This is a genomic window from Nonomuraea sp. NPDC003709 (genome assembly GCF_040610775.1).
In the GTDB taxonomy this organism is placed as follows: domain Bacteria; phylum Actinomycetota; class Actinomycetes; order Streptosporangiales; family Streptosporangiaceae; genus Nonomuraea; species Nonomuraea angiospora_A.
The window spans coordinates 80228-99891 of the sequence record NZ_JBEXMW010000037.1 but is presented as its reverse complement, the minus strand read 5'-3'; the positions used below and the strand labels follow the sequence as shown (position 1 = coordinate 99891).

22 protein-coding genes are annotated in these 19664 nt (G+C 69.1%); 3 read left to right on the top strand and 19 right to left on the bottom strand.

Annotated elements, in window-relative coordinates:
- The 10 genes from ABZX61_RS59125 to ABZX61_RS59080 all read right to left on the bottom strand — a co-directional run.
- Positions 1–491, bottom strand: a 491-nt coding sequence (locus tag ABZX61_RS59125) for an NADH-quinone oxidoreductase subunit H (RefSeq protein ID WP_355210282.1), incomplete at its 3' end; no start/stop codon positions are given.
- Positions 488–2863, bottom strand: coding sequence for an NADH-quinone oxidoreductase subunit G (locus ABZX61_RS59120; protein WP_355210279.1), 2376 nt, complete (start codon positions 2861–2863; stop codon positions 488–490). The genes ABZX61_RS59120 and ABZX61_RS59125, both read right to left, overlap by 4 nt.
- On the bottom strand, positions 2860–4149 hold the full coding sequence (gene nuoF / locus ABZX61_RS59115; RefSeq protein ID WP_350739844.1) for an NADH-quinone oxidoreductase subunit NuoF: 1290 nt from the start codon (positions 4147–4149) through the stop codon (positions 2860–2862). Before nuoF ends, ABZX61_RS59120 begins: the two co-directional genes overlap by 4 nt.
- Complete coding sequence (gene nuoE / locus ABZX61_RS59110) at positions 4146–4802, bottom strand: NADH-quinone oxidoreductase subunit NuoE (RefSeq protein ID WP_350739842.1); 657 nt, start codon at positions 4800–4802, stop codon at positions 4146–4148. Before nuoE ends, nuoF begins: the two co-directional genes overlap by 4 nt.
- Positions 4799–6124, bottom strand: a complete 1326-nt coding sequence (locus tag ABZX61_RS59105) for an NADH-quinone oxidoreductase subunit D (RefSeq protein ID WP_350739839.1) — start codon at positions 6122–6124, stop codon at positions 4799–4801. Before ABZX61_RS59105 ends, nuoE begins: the two co-directional genes overlap by 4 nt.
- The gene (locus ABZX61_RS59100; RefSeq protein WP_355210288.1) at positions 6121–6726 is read right to left on the bottom strand and encodes an NADH-quinone oxidoreductase subunit C; all 606 of its coding nucleotides are present in this window, start codon (positions 6724–6726) and stop codon (positions 6121–6123) included. Before ABZX61_RS59100 ends, ABZX61_RS59105 begins: the two co-directional genes overlap by 4 nt.
- Positions 6727–6821: 95 nt before the next feature.
- Entirely contained in the window at positions 6822–7373 is a 552-nt protein-coding gene (locus tag ABZX61_RS59095; RefSeq protein WP_355210274.1) for an NADH-quinone oxidoreductase subunit B family protein, read from the bottom strand.
- Positions 7374–7375: 2 nt separating this feature from the next.
- Positions 7376–7771: an NADH-quinone oxidoreductase subunit A gene (locus ABZX61_RS59090; protein ID WP_185069986.1), complete on the bottom strand. Its 396-nt coding sequence runs from the start codon at positions 7769–7771 to the stop codon at positions 7376–7378.
- 64 nt (positions 7772–7835) lie between these two features.
- Positions 7836–9074 carry a geranylgeranyl reductase family protein gene (locus ABZX61_RS59085; protein ID WP_355210271.1) on the bottom strand — a complete coding sequence of 413 codons (1239 nt, stop codon included), beginning with the start codon at positions 9072–9074 and terminating at the stop codon, positions 7836–7838.
- A gap of 334 nt (positions 9075–9408) precedes the next feature.
- Positions 9409–10125 carry a demethylmenaquinone methyltransferase gene (locus ABZX61_RS59080; RefSeq protein WP_355210269.1) on the bottom strand — a complete coding sequence of 239 codons (717 nt, stop codon included), beginning with the start codon at positions 10123–10125 and terminating at the stop codon, positions 9409–9411.
- Between the two features lie 106 nt (positions 10126–10231).
- On the opposite strand from ABZX61_RS59080, the gene ABZX61_RS59075 reads away from it, so the two are divergent.
- Positions 10232–11437, top strand: a complete 1206-nt coding sequence (locus ABZX61_RS59075; RefSeq protein WP_350739831.1) for a hypothetical protein — start codon at positions 10232–10234, stop codon at positions 11435–11437.
- On the opposite strand, the gene ABZX61_RS59070 is transcribed toward ABZX61_RS59075, so the two are convergent.
- On the bottom strand, positions 11434–11652 hold the full coding sequence (locus tag ABZX61_RS59070) for a DUF4229 domain-containing protein (RefSeq protein ID WP_350739829.1): 219 nt from the start codon (positions 11650–11652) through the stop codon (positions 11434–11436). The two genes, ABZX61_RS59075 and ABZX61_RS59070, sit on opposite strands and share 4 nt — an antisense overlap.
- 257 nt (positions 11653–11909) lie before the next feature.
- On the opposite strand from ABZX61_RS59070, the gene ABZX61_RS59065 reads away from it, so the two are divergent.
- Complete coding sequence (locus tag ABZX61_RS59065) at positions 11910–12131, top strand: BldC family transcriptional regulator (protein ID WP_026214226.1); 222 nt, start codon at positions 11910–11912, stop codon at positions 12129–12131.
- A 136-nt stretch (positions 12132–12267) separates the two neighbouring features.
- On the opposite strand, the gene ABZX61_RS59060 is transcribed toward ABZX61_RS59065, so the two are convergent.
- Together ABZX61_RS59060 and ABZX61_RS59055 are read right to left on the bottom strand one after the other, a co-directional pair.
- Positions 12268–12510, bottom strand: coding sequence for a hypothetical protein (locus tag ABZX61_RS59060; protein WP_350739826.1), 243 nt, complete (start codon positions 12508–12510; stop codon positions 12268–12270).
- A gap of 10 nt (positions 12511–12520) precedes the next feature.
- Positions 12521–13303 carry a hypothetical protein gene (locus ABZX61_RS59055; RefSeq protein ID WP_225963881.1) on the bottom strand — a complete coding sequence of 261 codons (783 nt, stop codon included), beginning with the start codon at positions 13301–13303 and terminating at the stop codon, positions 12521–12523.
- A 414-nt stretch (positions 13304–13717) separates the two neighbouring features.
- Here ABZX61_RS59055 and ABZX61_RS59050 point away from each other — a divergent pair, with 414 nt between their 5' ends.
- Positions 13718–14008 (top strand): PLD nuclease N-terminal domain-containing protein, encoded by a 291-nt coding sequence (locus ABZX61_RS59050; RefSeq protein ID WP_185069979.1) that lies wholly within the window; start codon positions 13718–13720, stop codon positions 14006–14008.
- 5 nt (positions 14009–14013) lie between these two features.
- On the opposite strand, the gene ccsB is transcribed toward ABZX61_RS59050, so the two are convergent.
- From ccsB to ABZX61_RS59020, 6 genes are all read right to left on the bottom strand, one after another.
- Positions 14014–14970, bottom strand: a complete 957-nt coding sequence (ccsB, locus tag ABZX61_RS59045; RefSeq protein ID WP_355210262.1) for a c-type cytochrome biogenesis protein CcsB — start codon at positions 14968–14970, stop codon at positions 14014–14016.
- Positions 14960–16522: a cytochrome c biogenesis protein ResB gene (locus ABZX61_RS59040; RefSeq protein ID WP_355210259.1), complete on the bottom strand. Its 1563-nt coding sequence runs from the start codon at positions 16520–16522 to the stop codon at positions 14960–14962. The genes ccsB and ABZX61_RS59040 overlap by 11 nt, the downstream gene beginning before the upstream one ends.
- Positions 16522–17244, bottom strand: a complete 723-nt coding sequence (locus ABZX61_RS59035) for a cytochrome c biogenesis protein CcdA (RefSeq protein ID WP_350739815.1) — start codon at positions 17242–17244, stop codon at positions 16522–16524. The genes ABZX61_RS59040 and ABZX61_RS59035 overlap by 1 nt, the downstream gene beginning before the upstream one ends.
- Entirely contained in the window at positions 17237–17803 is a 567-nt protein-coding gene (locus ABZX61_RS59030; protein ID WP_355210257.1) for a TlpA disulfide reductase family protein, read from the bottom strand. Before ABZX61_RS59030 ends, ABZX61_RS59035 begins: the two co-directional genes overlap by 8 nt.
- A gap of 71 nt (positions 17804–17874) precedes the next feature.
- Entirely contained in the window at positions 17875–18513 is a 639-nt protein-coding gene (locus ABZX61_RS59025; RefSeq protein ID WP_350739810.1) for a histidine phosphatase family protein, read from the bottom strand.
- 54 nt (positions 18514–18567) lie between these two features.
- Entirely contained in the window at positions 18568–19488 is a 921-nt protein-coding gene (locus ABZX61_RS59020) for a LysR family transcriptional regulator (RefSeq protein ID WP_350739807.1), read from the bottom strand.
- Positions 19489–19664: the final 176 nt, after the last annotated feature.

Below are 19664 nucleotides of genomic sequence, written 5' to 3'. Positions count from 1 at the left end.
AGACCACCGAGCAGCGCGTACGGCGAGCGCGACGACCATCCGGCCAGCACCACGCCGTAGACCGACACCGCGCCCATGGCGAGCATGAACAGCACCGCCACCGGCAGGTCCACCATCTGCAGCGGCGTCTGCACGCCGAACAGGTTGACCATCGGCGCGAACGGCACGATCGAGAAGGCCAGGAACGCCGGGACCACCATGATGACCGGGGCCAGCAGGTAGAGCACCTTGTCCACGGTCCGCGGGAAGAGGTCCTCCTTCAGGCCCATCTTCAGGCCGTCGGCCACCGACTGCAGGAGGCCGAACTTGCCGGCCCGGTTGGGGCCGTACCGGTTCTGCATCCTGGAGATCAGCTTGCGCTCGAACCAGACGCCGAACAGGATGCCCAGCATCAGGAAGGCGAACAGCATCACGGCCTTGATGATGGTGATCCACAGCGGGTCCTTGCCGAAGTCGGCGAGGGTGGGATCGGCCGCGAGAACGTAGGTCATGAGGCGCTCCCGATGGTGACGATGTCGCCGGCCACCGCGTGCAGGTCACGGGTGACCGAGCAGCCGCCGGAGTTCGCAGGCACCCAGACGACCCGGTCCGGCAGGTCGGCGACGCGCACGGGCAGCGTGACGCTGTCGCCGACGACGAGCTTGTCGCCGTCCGCGACCCCGAGCTCGGCCGCCGTGCTCTCGGAGACCAGCGCCTCGGCGGCGCGGGCGGTGCCCGCCAGGTGCGGCTCGCCGTCCTGCAGCCTGCCCTCGTCGAGCAGCAGGTGCCAGGTCGCCAGCAGCGCCTCGCCGGCCGCCGGGGCGACCTGGGCGCGGGTGGCGGTGTGCGGGGCGGTGACGCGGCTGCCGCGCCAGGCGCCCAGGCCGGACAGCTCCCGCCTGGCGGCCTTGGCGTCCGGCAGGCCCAGGTGGACGTCCATCCGGTCGGCCAGGTTGCCGATCACGGCCAGGTCGCTCTGCAGGCCGGGCACCTTCAGCGGCGCCTCGAACGAGCGGCCCCTGCCCTCCCAGTTGACGAACGTGCCGCCCTTCTCCTGAACCGCGGCGACGGGCAGGACCACGTCGGCGCGGTCGGTGACGGCGCTGGCGCGGATCTCCAGGCTGACGATGAACGGCGTGTGCTCGAGCGCGTCGAGCGCCGCCGCCGGGTCGGCCAGGTCGTAGGGGTCGACGCCGGCCACGACCAGCGCGTCCAGCTCACCGGCGCGGGCGGCCTCCAGGATGCCGGTCGTGTCGCGGCCGGGGGTGGCGGGCAGCGAGGCCACGTTCCACGCCCTGGCGACCTCGGCCCTGGCGGTCTCGTCGTCGACCGGGCGGCCGATCGGCAGCAGGTTGGGCAGCGCGCCGGCCTCGACCGCGCCGCGCTCGCCCGCCCTGCGCGGCACCCAGGCGAGCCTGGCGCCGGAGGCGTTGGCGAGCCGCACCACGGCGGACAGGGCGCCGGGCACGGTGGCCAGGCGCTCGCCGGCGAACACGATCGTGCCCTCGGCCAGCGTGCCGACCAGGTCGCCGATCGCGTCGGCCTCGGTGCCGGGCGCGGTGCGGATGAGCGTGCCGCCCATCTTGACCAGGCCGGGCGAGGCGAACGGGGCGATCGAGGTGACCTTGAGGCCCTTCTTCTGCCACGCCTTGCGCAGGCGCAGGAAGACGATCGGCGACTCCTCCTCGGGCTCGAACCCGACGAGCAGCACGTGGGGGGCCTTCTCGAGGTCGGTGTAGCTGACCTCGATCCCCTTGCCGGCCACCGCGTGGGCCAGGAACTGCGCCTCCTCGGCGGAGTGCGGCCGGGCGCGGAAGTCGATGTCGTTGCCGCCCAGGGCCAGGCGGGCGAACTTGGCGTACGCGTACGAGTCCTCGACCGTGACCCGGCCGCCGACCAGCACGCCGGCCTTGCCGCGGGCCTTGGCCAGGCCCTCGGCGGCCACCGCCAGCGCCTCCGGCCACGAGGCGGGCACGAGCACGCCCTCCTCGTTGCGGACCAGCGGCGTCTTCAGCCGGTCGGGCTGCTGGGCGTAGGTGAAGGCCCAGCGGCCCTTGTCGCAGTTCCACTCCTCGTTGACCTGCGGGTCGTTGCCCGCCAGGCGGCGGGTGACCCGGCCGCGCCGGTGGTCGGTGCGCTGGGCGCAGCCGGCGGCGCAGTGCTCGCACGCGCTCGGCGTGGAGACCAGGTCGAACGGGCGGGCCCGGAACCGGTAGGCGGCGCCGGTCAGCGCGCCGACCGGGCAGATCTGCACCGTGTTGCCGGAGAAGTAGGAGTTGAACGGCTTGCCCTCGGCGGTGCGCACCTGCTCCTTGGCCCCGCGCTCGAAGAACTCGATGAGCGGGTCACCGGCGATCTGGTCGGAGAAGCGGATGCACCGGGCGCACTGGACGCAGCGCTCGCGGTCGAGCAGCACCTGCGTGGACAGCGGCAGCGGCTTGGGGAAGGTCCGCTTCTGCTCCTGGAACCGGGACTCGCCCTGGCCGTTGGACATGGCCTGGTTCTGCAGGGGGCACTCGCCGCCCTTGTCGCAGACCGGGCAGTCGAGCGGGTGGTTCATGAGCAGCAGCTCCATGGCCCCGCGCTGCGCCTTCTCGGCGACCGGCGAGGTGAGCTGCGTCTGCACGACCATGCCCTCGGCGACCTCGATCGCGCACGACGGCTGCGGCTTGGGGAAGCCGCGGCCGTTGCCCGCGTCGGGGATGTCGACCAGGCACTGGCGGCAGTTGGCCGCCGGGTCGAGCAGCGGGTGGTCGCAGAACCTGGGGATCTGGATGCCCAGGAGCTCGGCGGCCCTGATGATCAAGGTGCCCTTGGGCACGCTGACCTGGAACCCGTCGATGGTCAGGGTCACCAGGTTCGTCTCGGTCTCTACGACTGTCACTGCTCACCCCAGAGAGTGGACTTCTTCGGGTCGAACGGACAGCCGCCGATCTCGAAGTGCTTGAGGTACTCGTCGCGGAAGTACTTCACGGAGGAGTGGATCGGGCTGGTCGCACCGTCGCCCAGGGCGCAGAACGAGCGGCCCAGGATGTTGTCCGCGATGTCGGTGATCGTGGTCAGGTCCTCTTCGGTGCCCTGGCCCTTCTCCAGGCGCTTGAGCACCTGCTTGAGCCAGTACGTGCCCTCGCGGCAGGGCGTGCACTTGCCGCAGGACTCGTGGGCGTAGAACTCCGTCCAGCGCAGCACCGTGCGGACCACGCAGGTGGTCTCGTCGAAGATCTGCAGGGCGCGGGTGCCGAGCATGGAGCCCTTGGCGCCGACCGCCTCGAAGTCGAGCGGCACGTCGAGGTGCTCGTCGGTGAAGATCGGCGTGGAGGAGCCGCCCGGGGTCCAGAACTTGATCTGGTGACCGGCCCTGATGCCGCCCGCCATGTCGAGGAGCTCGCGCAGCGTGATGCCGAGCGGCGCCTCGTACTGGCCGGGCCTGGTGACGTGGCCGCTCAGCGAGAAGATGCCGAAACCCTTGGACTTCTCGGTGCCCATCCCGGCGAACCAGTCGGCGCCGTTGCCGATGATCGAGGGAACACTGGCGATCGACTCGACGTTGTTCACGACAGTCGGCGAGGCGTACAGGCCCGCCACGGCGGGGAACGGGGGCTTGAGTCGCGGTTGACCTCTGAAGCCCTCCAGCGAGTCGAGCAGCGCCGTCTCCTCGCCGCAGATGTACGCGCCGGCGCCGCTGTGCACGACCAGCTCGAGGTCGTAGCCGGAGCCGAGGATGTCGGTGCCGAGGTAGCCCTTCTCGTACGCCTCCCGCACGGCCGCGTGCAGCCGCCGGATCACGTGGAGCACCTCGCCGCGCACGTAGATGAAGGCGTGGTTGGCCCGGATCGCGTAGGCCGTGATGATGATGCCCTCGACCAGCGAGTGCGGGTTGGCCATCATCAGCGGGATGTCCTTGCAGGTGCCCGGCTCCGACTCGTCGGCGTTGACGACGAGATAGTGCGGCTTGCCGTCGCCCTGCGGGATGAAGCCCCACTTCATGCCGGTGGGGAAGCCCGCGCCGCCGCGGCCGCGCAGGCCCGAGTCCTTGACGGCCTGGATCACGGCGTCGGGGTCCATGGCCAGCGCCTTCTTCGCCGCCTCGTACTCGCCGTAGACGTCGATGGTGAAGGAGTTGGGCTGGTCCCAGTTCGCGGTCAGGACCGGTGTCAAAGTCGTGCTCATGCCTCGGGGGCCTTCCATCCGTTGGCCTTGGCGACCTTCAGGCCCTCCAGCGAGGCGCCGGCGGCCGACGGGCCGTCGCCCGCCAGGTCGTCGGGCAGGCCGGCGAGCACGCGCGAGGCGTCCTTGAAGCTGCAGAGCTTCTTCGGGCCGCGGGTCGGCCGCACGTCCTTGCCGTCACGCAGGTCGTCGACGAGCTGCTTGGCCGACTCGGGGGTCTGGTTGTCGAAGAACTCCCAGTTGACCATCATGACGGGGGCGAAGTCGCAGGCCGCGTTGCACTCGAGGCGCTCCAGCGAGATCTTGCCGTCTGCGGTCGTCTCCTCGTGGCCGACGCCGACGTGCTCGGACAGCTCGTCCCAGATCTGGTCGCCGCCCATGACCGCGCACAGCGCGTTGATGCACACGCCGACGTGGTAGTCGCCGGCGGGCTTGCGCTTGTACATCGTGTAGAAGGTCGCGACGCCGGTGACCTCGGCCTTGCTGACGCCCAGCATCTCCGCGCAGAACTCCTGCCCGTCGTCGGAGACGTAGCCGTCCTCCGACTGCACGAGGTGGAGCAGCGGCAGCAGTGCGGAGCGCGTCTTCGGGTAACGCCCGATGATCTCCTTGGCGTCTCGCTCCAGACGCTCCCGGATCTCCGGTGAGTAAGTCACCGGTCCACACCTCCCATGACGGGGTCGATAGAAGCCACCGCGGCGATCACGTCGGCGACCTGGCCGCCCTCTGCCATCGCGGGGAAACCCTGCAGGTTGCAGAAGGACGGCTCGCGGAAGTGCACGCGGTAGGGGCGGGTGCCGCCGTCGCTGACCACGTGGGCGCCGAGCTCGCCCTTGGGCGACTCGATGCTGGCGTACGCCTGCCCGGCCGGCACCCGGAAGCCCTCGGTCACCAGCTTGAAGTGGTGGATGAGCGCTTCCATCGAGGAGCCCATGATGTGGGCGATGTGGTCGGGCGAGTTGCCGAACCCGTCGGGGCCGAGCGCGAGCTGCGCGGGCCAGCCGATCTTCTTGTCCTCGATCATCACCGGGTCGCCCTTGAGCGGGCCGGCGATGCGGTCGAGCGCCTGCTCAATGATCTTGAGGGACTCTTCCATCTCCTTCATGCGCACGAGGTAGCGCGAGTAGACGTCACAGCCACGCTCGGTGGCGACGTCGAACTCGTACGTCTCGTAGCCGCAGTAGGGCTGCGACTTGCGCAGGTCCCACGGGAGCCCGGCGGCGCGCATGATCGGGCCGGTGATGCCCAGGGCCATGCAGCCGGTCAGGTCGAGGTAGGCCACGTCCTTGGTGCGCCGCACGTAGACCGGGTTGGCGTCGAGGAGCTTGCGGATGTCCTTGATCCGCTTGGGCATCTCCTTGAGGAACTCACCGACCTTGTCGACCGCGCCCGCGGGCAGGTCGACGCTCACGCCGCCCGGCCTGATGTAGGCGTGGTTCATGCGCAGACCGGTGATGTACTCGAAGAGATCCATGATCATCTCACGGTCGCGATAGCCGAAGAGGAACGGCGTGGTCGCGCCCAGCTCCATGCCGAACGTGCCCATCGCGACCAGGTGCGAGGAGATCCGGTTGAGCTCCATCATCATCACGCGGATGGCCTGCGCCCGGTCCGGGATGCGGTCCTCGATGCCGAGCAGCTTCTCCACGCCCAGGCAGTAGGCGGTCTCGTTGAAGATCGGCGAGAGGTAGTCCATGCGGGTCACGAACGTGGTCCCCTGGGTCCACGTCCGGTATTCCATGTTCTTCTCGATGCCGGTGTGCAGGTAGCCGATGACGCTGCGCGCCTCGGTCACCGTCTCGCCGTCGAGGGTCAGGACCAGGCGGAGCACGCCGTGCGTGGACGGGTGCTGCGGGCCCATGTTGACGACCAGGCGCTCTTCTTCGGTGTCGCGCGCTCCGGTGACGACCTCGTCCCAGTCGCCGCCGTTGACCGAATAGACCTTGCCCTCGGTCGCCTCGTCATAAGCGGTGCTCACGAGTAGCTCCTCCTCTGGTCGGGCGCGGGGATGGTGGCGCCGCGGTATTCGACCGGGATGCCGCCGAGCGGGTAGTCCTTGCGCTGAGGGTGGCCGTCCCAGTCGTCCGGCATCATGATCCGGGTGAGCGCGGGGTGACCGTCGAAGATGATCCCGAAGAAGTCGTACGCCTCACGCTCATGCCAGTCGTGACCAGGGTAAACGCCCACGGTCGATGGAATGTGCGGGTCGGAGTCGGGAGCGCTGGCCTCGACGCGTACGCGGCGGTTGTAGGTGATCGAGCACAGGTGGATGACCGCGTGCAACTCCTCGCCCGTCAGGTGCGGGTAGTGCACGCCGGTGACGCCCAGCGAGAGCTCGAAGCGCAGGGCCGGGTCGTCGCGCAGCTTCTGGCAGACCTCGACCAGCCGGTCCCGCTTGACGTGCAGGGTCAGCTCGCCGCGGTCGACGACCACGCGCTCGATGGCGTCGTCGAGCGCCAGGCCGTCCACGACCTCGTCGAAGTAGCCGCCGTACGGGCGGGGCGTCGACAGCTGCGGCGCCCGGCGCACGACGAGGCCGCCGTAGCCGGAGGTGTCGCCGGAGTCCTGGGTGCCGAACATGCCGTGCCGGGCGATGGGCGCCTCGGGGATGGCGGGAACCGCGGCCTCGGGAGTCTCACCGCTTTCCGGGCTACCGGGGAGGTTGTCGGGCGAGGTCACTTCGAGGCTCCCTGGTCGATCAGCGGCAGCGGCCGCAGCGCCTGCAGCTCGAGCTCCTCGATCTGCTTGGCTCGGTGGGCGCCGAACTTCGTGTTCTGGATCTTGTCGTGCAGCTTCACGATCGCGTCGATCAGCATCTCGGGCCGCGGCGGGCAGCCCGGCAGGTAGATGTCGACGGGCACGACGTGGTCGACGCCCTGCACGATCGCGTAGTTGTTGAACATGCCGCCGCTGGAGGCGCACACGCCCATGGAGATGACCCACTTCGGCTCGGCCATCTGGTCGTAGATCTGCCGCAGCACGGGCGCCATCTTCTGCGAGACGCGGCCGGCGACGATCATGAGGTCGGCCTGGCGAGGAGACGCCGAAGCGCGCTCCATGCCGAAGCGCGCCAGGTCGTAGTGGGGGCCGCCGGTGGCCATCAGCTCGATGGCACAGCAGGCGAGGCCGAATGTGGCGGGCCACACGGAGTTCTTGCGCGCCCATCCGGCGGCCGCCTCGACCGTGCTGAGGATGAACCCGCTGGGGAGTTTCTCTTCAAGTCCCATTTTCAGTCCCAGTCCAGACCCTTGCGGCGCCACACGTACGCATAGGCGACGAGCACGGTGACGATGAACAGCACCATCTCCACGAGCGCGAACAGCCCCAGACCGGAGCTGAGCACCTGACCGGCGTCGTTCGTCTGCGGCGCGAACGAGACCGCCCATGGGTAGAGGAAGATGATCTCGATGTCGAACACGATGAAGAGCATCGCGGTGACCATGTACTTGAGCGGGAACCGTCCGCCACCGACGGGCTGGGGCGTCGGCTCGATGCCGCATTCATAGGCGTCAAGCTTGGCGCGGTTCCAGCGCTTTGGGCCGGTGAAGGGAGCGATGGCGACCGAGAAGATCGCGAAGCCCCCCGCGAGAACGGCGAGCACCAGGATGGGCACGTAAAGGTCCATCGCTACGCCTCCTCCGGAGTCGCCGCGCGCGCGGGCGCGCAGCCGGATCTGTCAGTTCTGAGATTCATGCTGGTGGGGCGACCTTCGAGAGAGCGTTAATGATCATGTCTGACGCATCGCCTCGCCGGTCGGTGAGATTACCAAGGAGTTTGATGGCGAAGCGCATCAGCCTCGGGTGAGGGAGACCGTGCCTGGTGCCGAAGCTCATCACGCCCGGCTTTCCGATGAGCTCGACGAACAGCCTGCCCAGGGTGAAGTATCCGCCGTAGGCGTCCTTCAGCACTTGAGGATAGGTCCTCAGAGCGCGTTCCCGGTCCGCGGGGGTGGTGCCCCTGAGGGCCTTGGCGATGACCTCCGCGGCGATCTCACCGGTCTCCATGGCGTAGGCGATGCCCTCGCCGTTGAACGGGTTGATCGACCCGCCCGAGTCGCCCACGAGCACCAGGCCGCGCGTGTAGTGCGGCTGCCGGTTGAAGGCCATGGGGAGCGCGGCGCCGCGGATGGGGGCCGTCATGTTCTCCTCGGTGAACTCCCACTCGGGAGGCATGGCCTTGCACCAGGTCCGCAGCAGGTCCCGGTAGTCGATGTTCTTGAACTGCGCGCTGGTGTTGAGGAGCCCGAGGCCCACGTTGGCGGTGCCGTCGCCGACGCCGAAGATCCAGCCGTAGCCGGGCAGCAGCTTCTCCTGCGCCCACAGCTCCAGCCAGATCTCGAGGTAGTCGTCGTCGTGGCGCGGGCTCTCGAAGTACGTCCGCACCGCCACGCCCATCGGGCGGTCCTCGCGCTTGTGCAGCCCCATCCCCAGGGCCAGCCGGGTGCTGTTGCCGTCGGCGGCCACCACCACGCGGCTGCGGTACTCGCGGCCGTCCTTGGTCGTCACGCCGACGATGTGGCCGCTGCGGTCGTCGAGGACGGGCCCCGTGACGGTCACGCCCTCCATCAGGCGCACGCCGTTCTTGACCGCGTTGGCGGCGACGATCTGGTCGAAGTCCTGGCGGGTGCGTACGAGGCCGAAGTCGGGGAAGCGCTCGAGCTGGGGCCAGTCGAGGTCGAAGCGGAGGCCGCCGCCGACGACGCGCAGCCCCTTGTTCCTGACCCAGCCGGGAGCGTCGACGTCGACGTCCATGTTGAGCAGCTGCTTGACCGCCCGCGGTGTCAGGCCGTCGCCGCAGACCTTCTCGCGGGGGAACCTGGTCTTCTCCAGGAGCAGCACGTCGAGTCCGGCCTGAGCGAGGTACCAGGCGGTCGCGGAACCGGCGGGACCTGCGCCGACGACGATGACGTCAGCGTCAACTGTGCTCATGGTCGCGCCCGCTTCGCCACTCGTTGGCTCCTTCGTCGCTCTCTCGCGACGAGCTCCTGCGCTCGGGGGCTCATGGTCGCGCCCGCTTCGCCACTCGTTGGCTCCTTCGTCGCTCTCTCGCGACGAGCTCCTGCGCTCGGCGGGTGGCTGTTGGCACGGTCACTGGACTGTCCTGTCCTACACGCTCGAAGGCCTCGGGGGTGGTGTGCTGCCTTCGTTCCTTTGTGAACCCCTTCACAAACTTGTCGGCCCGCAGTCTACTGCTTTTCCAGTACATAGTGGCAGTCGGGGTGCTGTTCTGTGATCCAAGAGGAACGGTGTGTCGCGTGTGGTCTCACGCCGTCTTGAACCCTCTGTGCAGGGCGACGATGCCCATCGTGAGATTGCGCCAGGCGACCCGCTCCCAGCCGGCGTCCTGAATGGTCCGGGCCAGTGTGCGCTGGTCGGGCCAATCCCGGATCGACTCAGCCAGATATTCATAGGAATCGTCATTCGAGCCGAACACCTTGGCCACTTTTGGCAGCAGCTTCATCAGATATTCGCGGTAGACGAGATCGAAGGGCTCGAACGTCACGTGGGAGAACTCCAAGATCACCAGTCGGCCGCCCGGCCTGGTGACGCGCAGCATCTCCCGCAGCGCCTGCCGGGTGTCGTGCACGTTGCGCAGCGCCACCGAGATCGTCACCGCGTCGAACGCGTCGTCGGCGAACGGCAGGCGCAGCGCGTCGCCCGCGATGAAGGGCACCCCCTCACCCGACAGCGCGTTGCCGCCGTGGCGGCGCACGCCGGTGCGGAGCATGCCCAGCGAGAAGTCGGACGCGATGGCCCGCGCGCCCAGCGTGGTGAACGCGTCGGTGGACGTGCCGGTGCCGGCCCCCAGGTCGAGCACGAGCTCCCCGGGGCCCGCGTCGATGGCCGCGGCCACCGCCTTGCGCCACATCCTGACCTGCCCGAGGGAGATCACGTCATTGACCAGGTCGTAGCGCCGGGCGGTGCGATCGAACATCGCGGCGACCTCGTCCGGCTGTTTGTCCAACTGAGCGCGCGTCATAGGCCAAGACTATGGGAGGCCCTCCAGGCCCGTTCCCAGGGCCGTGAACACGACATTCAACGGAAAGTAGCCACGAGACTACTGAACGTCTGCTAAAACTTGGCGAATGCTTGCCCGTGTCGCCCTTGCGGCGATCATCGCCTCGGCTCCCACGGCGCATTTCGGCGTCGTCTCGGCCGACCCGGTAGACAACACCCCGCACGTGCTCGACGGCATCGTCAACGCGATCACGGTCGTCGGCGACACCGTCGTGGTCGGCGGCTCGTTCAGCGAGGTGAGCGACGCCGCCCGCACCACCGCCTACCCGCGCTCCAACCTCTTCGCCTACAACCTGACCACGGGCCGCGTCCTGCCGGGCTTCGCGCCGATCGTCCCCGGCCCCGTGTACGGCCTGGCCGCCGGCGACCAGGGCACCGTCTACGTCGGCGGCGAGTTCATCGGCGTCAACGACTCGCCCGCCAGGTCGCTGGCCAGGCTCAAGCTCTCCGACGGCACGCTGGTGACCGGCTTCGCGCCGCACATCGGCGGCGGCATGGTCTCCACGCTGGCCAGGCAGGGCTCGAAGCTCTATGTGGGCGGCGACTTCACCAGCCCGCGCACCGCGCTGGCCAGGATCGACGTGACGACCGGCGCGGCCGACCCGGCGTTCGGCATCACGCCCGGCGGATCGCTCACACCCAGGGTGAAGGTCTACGCGATCGCCGCCACCCGCTACCGGCTCGCCGTGGACGGCTCGTTCACCACGCTCGCCGGCCAGTCCAGGCCGCAGCTCGGGCTCATCGACATCAGCGGCCCCACCGCCAGGCTCGCGCCCTGGCGGACGGAGGCGTACGCGCGCCCGTGCATGAGCGAGTTCCCCTCGTACGTGCGCGGCCTGGACTTCTCACCTGACGGCCACTATTTCGCGGTCGTCACCACCGGCGGCCCCAAGGGCGGGATGTGCGACACGGCCGCCAGGTTCGAGACGTACTCCAAGGGCTCCACCATCAGGCCGACCTGGGTGAACGCCACCGGAGGCGACTCGCTCTACGCGGTTTCCGTGACGGGCGCGGCGGTCTACGTCGGCGGGCATCAGCGCTGGCTGAACAATCCGCAGGGGCGTGACTCCGCCGGCCCCGGAGCGGTCTCACGTCCGGGGATCAGCGCCATTCATCCGACTACGGGAATGGCCCTCAGTTGGAATCCCACACGGGAGCGCGGCATCGGTGTGAAGGCGTTTTACGCGCATCGCAGTGGACTACTTGTCGGTAGCGACACAACCAGACTCGGACGGGAGTACCATGCCCGGATTGGCATGTTCCCCCTGCCCTAGTCGTCTTGCGGCTTCGGCCGGTCGATCTTGTTGCTGATGCGTTCGCTCACGGCATCACGCTGCTTGCTGAGCAGGACGTAGCTCGCTATGCCGCTGATCAAGAAAGACACCAGGATCAGCACGAACGGGTTTTGCAGGCCGAGCAGCCACAGCACCCCGAGAGTGACCGCAAAGATGCCGATGCGCGACAGTGTGTAAACGAGAACAGGAGGCACAGGTTCGAGGTTACTCGGACCCGTGGACCGGTCGCTCTTCGCATCGAACGCGAGCGATGCTACTGTTCCCAGTCAGGGAGTTTCGTAAAGAAACACCCACGAGAGCCCCAAAGAGGCTCTATCATATAACAATCGGGCAGTCAGCTGATAACAACCCGTGATCTTTGCAGAAAACCACGGATAAATCAGGCTTCGCTCGACACACTGGTTACCTGTCCGCCCGCTGGCAGGAAGCGGGATGCGAGGGGGAGAGATTGGTGGAGAGTAGCAGCGAGCGTCTGCTGACCCCAGGAGAGGTTGCCGCCCTCTTCCGGGTAGACCCAAAGACGGTTACACGCTGGGCTGCGGCAGGCCGCATCAGCAGTATCCGCACCCCCGGAGGGCATCGGCGGTTCCGCGAGTCGGAAGTGCACGCCCTTCTACGTGGCGAGGACGTTTTGACGGCCGACAGGCCGGCAGGTGAGTCCCCGCGCGTCTGACCGTGCAGACGGTGATCCTGCGACGGCAGGATCACCGCCGGCGCGCCCCACTGTTCGCGTGCTTTCGGCCACACTTCCGTCCGGCAGCATGAGGCGGCGCCAACCGCCGACCGTGGTTGGCGCCTGTCTGGTCGCCTCAGGCGTCCTCCTGCCGCGCCTTGAAGGCCAGGAACTCACGCTCCAGTTCGTCGTTCTCCTTCTCCCACTCGTTGCGGCGCTCGGCCAGCTCCTCCTCTGTCAGCGCCTCCGGCAACAACTGGTCGTAGTCCGGATCACCGGGCAGCACCTCGACGTACGCGTTCCCGATCAGACGCCCGTCTTCGCTGGTCAGGCTCTGCGGCACGCGCAGGGTCCCGTCCGCGAGCCGGATGACGTACATGTCCGATCACCTAGATTCCGTAGCGCCGGTTGAAGAAGAGCATGATGTCCAGCGCCATCCGCGTGTCTCCCCCGAGCATGTCCACGAGGGCCGGACGCTGGCGGGAGGCGATGGCGGCGAAGGCATCGGCGAAGAACTCCTTACGGCCGAGCCCCCCGCCCTGGCGGTGGAACGTCGAGGCCAGCAGCGGCATGGCCGTGTCGTAGAGGCGGACGAACTCAGGGGAGTCGGAGACCCAGCCACCGTACGCCGAGTCGATGTCGTCGATGGCATGGCCGACCTCGTGCATCATAACGTCCGGGGTCGGTGACGGGCGGTCACCCACGACGATCTTGCGGTCGCCGTACGCGCCCGCGCAGATGTCCCAGGTGGCGCGGCCCGACGGGAGCGGGGCGCCGCGTAAGTAGCCCATGTCGTCGAGGTCCGGGACGCCGCCGCGGCCGACGTAGATGCCCTCCAGCCCGGCCGCGAGCTTCTCCTTCAGCCGCTCCGGCAGGCGGGCGAGGCTCTCCACGGCGCGTACGACGTCCGCCGACGGCGGTCCCTGCCTGGCGTCCCACTGGCGGTGCAGGATGGACTCCAGCTTGCCGCAGTGGCGCAGGCCGTCGCCCATGGACGGAATGCCGGGCCGGTTGGGCTGGGCCCTGGGCTGGTCGTCGAGCTCGAAGTCGTACCAGGTGTAGCGGGGGCGTTCGACCACGGCGGCCGGCAGTCGCTCGCCGCGCTCGCGCAACGAGAACCCGTCCCAGCTCGTCTCGGAGGGCCGTCGTACCTCGTCGCCCGGCCACGCCATCCGCTCACCCCGCTCATTACCCGGCCATCTCGAACCATCGCGCTCTCCGGGTCGCTCAGGCTGGCCTCTGGGCACGTCGGGCCCCCGCCCGCGCTTCTTGCGTGCCTTGGCGTCCGCGCGGCTCTCAAAGGGCTTCTCACGGGCGTTGAACCAGACGGAACGGTCCGCGTCGGGGGGAGCCTCGCCGCGCCGCGAGAAGAGGTACGATCCGCGCCGCCACCAACGGCCGCGCCGATGCCGGCCCTTGTCACCAGACGCCTTGGAGTCAGAAAAGGCCATCGCACCTCTCAACGCCCGTGGAGTCCGGCGACTTCGCCGCATCGGCCTCCACGGTACGACGCATGTCTTCCCCTAGTCACCTGAAACGGGACATCGGGAAGCACGATCACGTCGCGGATGGCTTACAGTTCAGGAATGGCAGGTGTACTGATCGGCCTGGCGCTGCTGGTCTTCTGGCTCTTCTCGCTGTTCGACGTGGTCACCGCACCGGAAGATGAGGTTCGGAACGTACCAAAAGCCCTGTGGATCCTGATCGTCGTCCTGATCCCGGTGCTCGGCGGTCTGGTCTGGATGGCGCGCGGCCGCCCGCGGGCCCCGCGCGCCGCGTGGCCGGTGCCCCCGGGCCCGGGCATGCCCAAGGGGCCGGACGACGACCCCGACTTCCTGCGTGACCTCGACCGCCGCATGCGTGGCGACGACGTCTGAGCCGATCAGACGTCGGCGTAGCTGTGCAGGCCGCTGATGAAGATGTTGACGCCGATCAGGTTGAACATCAGGCAGGCGAACGCCACCAGCTGCACGATCGTCGCGGCCCTGCCCCGCCATCCGGCCGTCACCTTGGCGTGCAGGTAGGCGGCGTAGGCCACCCAGGTGATGAACGACCAGACCTCCTTGGGGTCCCAGCCCCAGTAGCGGCCCCACGCCCGGTCGGCCCAGAGCGCCCCCGCGATCACCGCGAACGTCCACAGCGGGAACGAGAACACGATCGCCCGGTGCGCCACCCGCTCCAGGTCGGCCCGCGAGGGCAGACGTGACAGCCCGTCACCGCGCATCAGGTAGAGGACCCCTGCGACGCCGGCCAGCGTGAACAGGCCGCTGGCGATGATGGCGGCGGTGACGTGGATGGCGATCCAGTACGAGTCCAGCGCGGGCACCACGGGCCCGGCCGCCGTGTAGAAGAACTTGACCGCCAGACCGAGCCCGAGGGCCGCCGTGATCATCACGAAGGCGCCGAGGAAGCGCACGTTGTAGCGGATCTGGGTGCCGAGGAACGCGGTCACGGCGGCGAAGCAGATGGCCACCACGAACTCGTACATGTTGCCCCACGGCCACCGGTCCACGGACATGCCGCGGGTGGCGATGGCGGCGAAGTTGGCCGCCCAGCCGATCCAGGCGAGCACCAGGGCCACCTTGCCGGCCCTGACTCCCCCATCTGACGGCTCCTTGGCCTCCGGGGTGGCGGCGACCACGCCGTCGGCTGAAGGCCCCCCACCCGCTCCGACCGTGACCGGCTGCTTGACCTCGGACCGCTCGACGGCGACCGCCTTGTCCGGCCGGGACCTGCCGAAGGCGAGCTCGATCGCGAACCCGACCATGGCGAGGAAGTAGAGCAGAACGGCGGCGACGACGAAAAGGTCGCTCAGCTCCGCGAGTTGCTCAGCGGACATCCTTTTCTCCTGCGGCTAGAACCTTGACGATGTCGGCGAACTCCTCGGCGAAGCCCGCCGCGGAGCCTTCGGTACGGGTCAGGCCGCCCACCTCGACCACGCCGTTCCCGATCCGCACGAACACCCTGCGGCGGCGGATCATCAGGGACAGCGCGATGGAGACGACGGCCGTGGCGGCGAAGACCAGAACCGGCATGCGGCCGGGGTCGTAGGCCGTCTGGAGCGTGATCCACTCCTTGACCCCGGTGAACTCCAGCTTGCCGGCCCCCTTGGGCAGGTCGATCGACTGGCCGACGGCGAGCGGCTTGGGGACGCTCTTGCCCATGATCAGCGGGGTGAGCTTCTTCATGAGCTCGGGCGGCGCGAGCTCGTACACCGACCGCGGCTGGCCGGAGCGCAGCCCCAGGTCGCCGGTGAAGGCCCCGATGAGCTGCACCTCGGGGTTGAGCGAGCCGGGGAAGGCCGAGGCGTACGTGCCGTCCGTGAGCGGCACGCTGGTGGGCAGGAACTGCAGCAGGAACCCGAGCTGCGCCGGCTGGGCGTCGGGCACCTTGACCACGCATCCCGAGGTCATCGTGCCCTTGGCCTCGATGAGGCACGGCACCGGGCCCTCGAAGGCGACCTGCCCCTTGCCGTCGGTGACCTTGAAGACGGGGGCGTAGCCGTTGCCGATCAGGTACGTCTGCGTGCCGTTGATCTCCAGCGGGTCGTTGACCTTGAGGTCGTACTCGCGGGCGGGCGACCCCGGCGAGTCGTTGACCTTCAGGCGGGCCGTGTAGTCGAGCGCCTGACCCCGCTTCTCGCCCGTCACCTGGTAGGCGACCTTGAAGTCCTCCAGCTGGAAGGAGAACGGCTCCAGCGACTCGGCCGAGACCTGGTTGCCCGGGATGAACCGGTCGTAGGCGGCCACCGTGTTGGCGAACCCGTCGCCCTCGACGACCAGGACGTTGCCGCGGTAGCCGAACAGCGAGCCGAAGCCGACCGCGAGCAGGATCCCCAGCAGGGCGACGTGGAAGAAGAGGTTTCCGGTCTCGCGCAGGTAGCCCTTCTCGGCCGACACCCACCCGTCGCCGGTCACGACGCGGAAGCGCAGCTTGCGCAGCCGCTCGGCGGCCCTTCCGGCCTCCAGATCGCCCTCGAAAGAGGCGAAGTGCGGCAGGCGGGAGACGTTCTTCGGCGCGGCCGGCGGCTTGCGGCGCAGCTCGCGCAGGTAGGTGGCGGTGCGCGGGAGGACGCAGCCGATCAGCGAGGTGAACAGCAGCAGGTAGATCGCCGCGAACCAGACCGAGGTGAACACCTCGAAGAGCTGGAACCTGTCGTACCACTCGGCCAGCGTGGGGCTCTTCTCGTAGAGCTGCGCCACCTTGTCGGGATCGACGCCGCGCTGCGGCACCAGCGAGCCCGGCACCGAGGCGAGCGCGAGCAGGAAGAGCAGGATCAGCGCCGTCTTCATCGAGGTGAGCGTGCGCCAGCCCCACCGCAGCCAGGCGACCAGGCCGAACCCCGCCTGCTGCGCCGCCCGCTCCCTCTCCTCCAGCTCCTTGACGCTCATCAGATCACCGGTACGAATCCGCCGATGAGGCCCTGCATGGCAGCGATCATCTCTCCCCACAGCCCGGTCACGAGCAGCACCCCGACGGCCACCATCATGCCGCCGCCGATCCTGGTGATCAGGCGCGAGTGCTTGCGGATGGCCCGGAACGTGCGCAGGGCCCTGCTGTACGCGAGCGCCGCGCCCACGAACGGCAGCCCGAGGCCCAGCGCGTACGCGACGGCCAGGAGGGCGCCACGCGCGGCGCTGCCCTCGTTGAGCCCGAGCGCCAGCACGACGGCCAGCGTGGGCCCGATGCACGGCGTCCACCCCAGCCCGAACACCACGCCGAGCAGCGGCGCCCCGGCCAGCCCGGCGGCGGGCACCTTGTGGATGCGCACGTCGCGCATCAGCCCGGGGACGAGCCCCAGGAACGCGAGCCCGAGCAGGATGGTCAGCACCCCGAGCACCCGCGTGATGATCTCGATGTGGCCCAGCATGACCGAGCCGAGCCCGCCGAACAGCGCCCCGCTGAGCACGAACACCAGCCCGAAGCCGGCCACGAACAGCACCGTCCCCAGCACCAGCCGCCCCCGCTTGGGGTCGGCGCTCATGCCGGTCACGTACGACAGGTAGCCCGGCACCAGCGGCAGCACGCACGGCGACAGGAACGACACGACCCCGGCCAGCACCGCGATCGGCACCGCGAGCAGCAGCGAGCCCGAGGCCACGACGTCACTCATCGCGCACCTTGGTCACGGTGTTGAGCAGGTCGGTGTACTTGACCGCGCCGAGCGCCCTGGCGGCGACCCTGCCCTGCTTGTCGATGATCAGGGTGGACGGGATGGCCGCCGGCGGCACCGTGCCCTGGAAGGCCAGCGCCACCTTGCCCGGCTGGTCGAAGATGTGCGGGTAGCCGGTCTTCTCGGTGCGCTCGAACGCCAGCGCGTCGGCCTGGCGGTCCTTGAAGTCGACGCCGATGAACTCCACGCCGCCGGCCTTGGTCTTGGCCGCGACCTCCTTGAGCACCGGCGCCTCCGCCCGGCACGGCCCGCACCACGACGCCCAGAAGTTGATCACCACGACCTTGCCCTTGTGCGCGGCCAGCGAGGCGGTGGCGCCGTCGAGGGTCGGCCCCTGGATCGCGGGCGCGGCCTTGCGCTCGGCCGCGTCGAACACCTGCATCTTCCCGTCGCCGGCGACGAAACGGGTGTCGCCGGCCTGCGGCTGGCCGCCCTGGTTGCCCGCGCAGCCCGCGACCAGCAGACCCAGGAGGACGAGAGAGATGGACTTGGCGCGCACGGAGGAAGATCTCCTTGTACTACAACCGGTAGAGCTTGCAACTCTACCGGCGAGCCCCCTCGCTCCGGACATCAGGCCCCGGGAACGGACGGACCGGTCTGAAGCGACCCCGCCGGCTCGCTGTAGCCGATGCTGACGAGGCGGTCGCCGTCGAAGGAGAGGGTGGTGAGGCTCGCCAGCGCGCACTGCCTGCGCCGCGGATCGTGCCAGAGTCGGCGGCCCTCGGCGGCCGACCTGATCGTCCAGATGGGGAGCTGGTGGCTGACGAGCACCACCTCGTGCCCGCGTGCGGCCGCCCTGGCGTCGTCGATCACCGACTTCATGCGCCTGACGATCGTCGGGTACGGCTCACCCCAGGACGGGCGCAGCGGGTTCCAGAAATAGCGGTAGTTGCGCGGGTTGCGCAGGATCGCCAGGCCCTGGCCCACCGGGCGGCCCTGGAGCAGGTTGCCCGCCTCGATCAGGCGCTCGTCCTGGACGACGTCGAGACCGAGCTTCTCGGCGAGGGGCGCCGCGGTCTCGAGGGCGCGCTCGAGCGGGGAGCTGTAGATGGCCACGATGTCACGGCCGCCCACGGCCTTGGCGACCGTCTCGGCCATGAGCTTTCCCGTCTCGGACAGGTGGTAGCCCGGGAGCCTGCCGTACAGGACGCCGGCGGGATTGTGCACCTCGCCGTGGCGCAGCAGGTGGACGACGGTGGTTTCAGCCATGGTGTGGCCCAGCCTATCCGCTCCCCCTCTATGAGCAGCGTGAGGCCCGGCGGCTCAGTTGACGGCCCAGGCGTTCTCCTGCTTCCTGCTCGCCTCGGCCAGCGCCTCCACCATGGCCCTGATCGCGGGACGGCGCGCCGCGTCCGTGCGCCACACGGCGTAGATCCGCCGCGTCTGGCGCGGCATGATCGGCACGAGCCGCACGCCGTCCGGCACGCAGTCCCGGCCGAGCCGCGGCACGATCGCGCACCCCAGCCCGCCCGCCACCAGCGCGAGCTGGGTCGGGTACTCGTCGGCCATGCACGCGATCACGGGCTCCACCGAGGCGTTGCGCAGGGTGAAGACGAGCCAGTCGTGGCAGACGGTGCCGGGAGACCCGCTGATCCAATGGTCGTCGCGGAGCTGGGCGAGCTCCAGCTCCCTGCTGTGGGCCAGCGGGTGGTCGGCGGGCACCGCGATGTCGGCCACGTCGTCGAGCAGCGTGGCCCTGGACAGGCCTTCGGGCAGGGCCATGGGCCGGTTGAGCCAGTCCTGGATGACGCCCAGGTCCAGCTCGCCCCTGGACACCTCGCGCACCACCCGCTCCGGCTCGCGCTCGCTGAGCTGGACCCACAGGTCGGGGTGGCGCTCCCGGAGCGAGGCGAGCGCGCCGGGCATGAGGCCGCGCACGGCGGTGGGGAAGGCCGCGATGTTCAGGCGGCCGACGACCTCGCCGCGCAGCGCCTCGAAGTCCGCCTCGGCGGTCTCGACCAGGGCGAGGATGCGCTCGGCGTGCTCGGCCAGGAGGCCTGCCGCGTCCGTGAGGCGCACGCCGCGCCCGTTGCGCTCCATGAGTCTGGCGCCGGTCTCGCGCTCCAGCTTGGCGATCTGCTGGGAGACCGCCGAGGGCGTGACCATGAGCGCGTCGGCGGCCGCGCCGACCGACCCGTAGACATGGACTGCATGAAGGGCCTTGAGCCGGTTCAAGTCCAACATGTAAGTCATCCTAAATGGTTTAGCGTAGAAAGTCTCGCTTGTCGTTGAATGTGTAGCGGATGAAAATAGATGCATGAGAATCCTTAAGACGAAGAAGCAGCAGCCGAGCTCCGTGTCCTACCTCAAGGTCCTGGCCGAGAAGGCTCGCGACCAGCGCATCCGCTACGAGAAGCCCG

Bases quoted from the DNA above. Each gene is read 5' to 3' on its own strand.
- nuoF (WP_350739844.1), bottom strand. From the start codon at position 4,149: ATGAGCACGACTTTGACACCGGTCCTGACCGCGAACTGGGACCAGCCC.
- ABZX61_RS59100 (WP_355210288.1), bottom strand. From the start codon at position 6,726: ATGTTCGGCACCCAGGACTCCGGCGACACCTCCGGCTACGGCGGCCTC.
- ABZX61_RS59095 (WP_355210274.1), bottom strand. From the start codon at position 7,373: ATGGGACTTGAAGAGAAACTCCCCAGCGGGTTCATCCTCAGCACGGTC.
- ABZX61_RS59090 (WP_185069986.1), bottom strand. From the start codon at position 7,771: ATGGACCTTTACGTGCCCATCCTGGTGCTCGCCGTTCTCGCGGGGGGC.
- ABZX61_RS59085 (WP_355210271.1), bottom strand. From the start codon at position 9,074: ATGAGCACAGTTGACGCTGACGTCATCGTCGTCGGCGCAGGTCCCGCC.
- ABZX61_RS59080 (WP_355210269.1), bottom strand. From the start codon at position 10,125: ATGACGCGCGCTCAGTTGGACAAACAGCCGGACGAGGTCGCCGCGATG.
- ABZX61_RS59075 (WP_350739831.1), top strand. From the start codon at position 10,232: ATGCTTGCCCGTGTCGCCCTTGCGGCGATCATCGCCTCGGCTCCCACG.
- ABZX61_RS59060 (WP_350739826.1), bottom strand. From the start codon at position 12,510: ATGTACGTCATCCGGCTCGCGGACGGGACCCTGCGCGTGCCGCAGAGC.
- ABZX61_RS59055 (WP_225963881.1), bottom strand. From the start codon at position 13,303: ATGGCGTGGCCGGGCGACGAGGTACGACGGCCCTCCGAGACGAGCTGG.
- ABZX61_RS59050 (WP_185069979.1), top strand. From the start codon at position 13,718: ATGGCAGGTGTACTGATCGGCCTGGCGCTGCTGGTCTTCTGGCTCTTC.
- ccsB (WP_355210262.1), bottom strand. From the start codon at position 14,970: ATGTCCGCTGAGCAACTCGCGGAGCTGAGCGACCTTTTCGTCGTCGCC.
- ABZX61_RS59040 (WP_355210259.1), bottom strand. From the start codon at position 16,522: ATGAGCGTCAAGGAGCTGGAGGAGAGGGAGCGGGCGGCGCAGCAGGCG.
- ABZX61_RS59035 (WP_350739815.1), bottom strand. From the start codon at position 17,244: ATGAGTGACGTCGTGGCCTCGGGCTCGCTGCTGCTCGCGGTGCCGATC.
- ABZX61_RS59025 (WP_350739810.1), bottom strand. From the start codon at position 18,513: ATGGCTGAAACCACCGTCGTCCACCTGCTGCGCCACGGCGAGGTGCAC.
- ABZX61_RS59020 (WP_350739807.1), bottom strand. From the start codon at position 19,488: ATGTTGGACTTGAACCGGCTCAAGGCCCTTCATGCAGTCCATGTCTAC.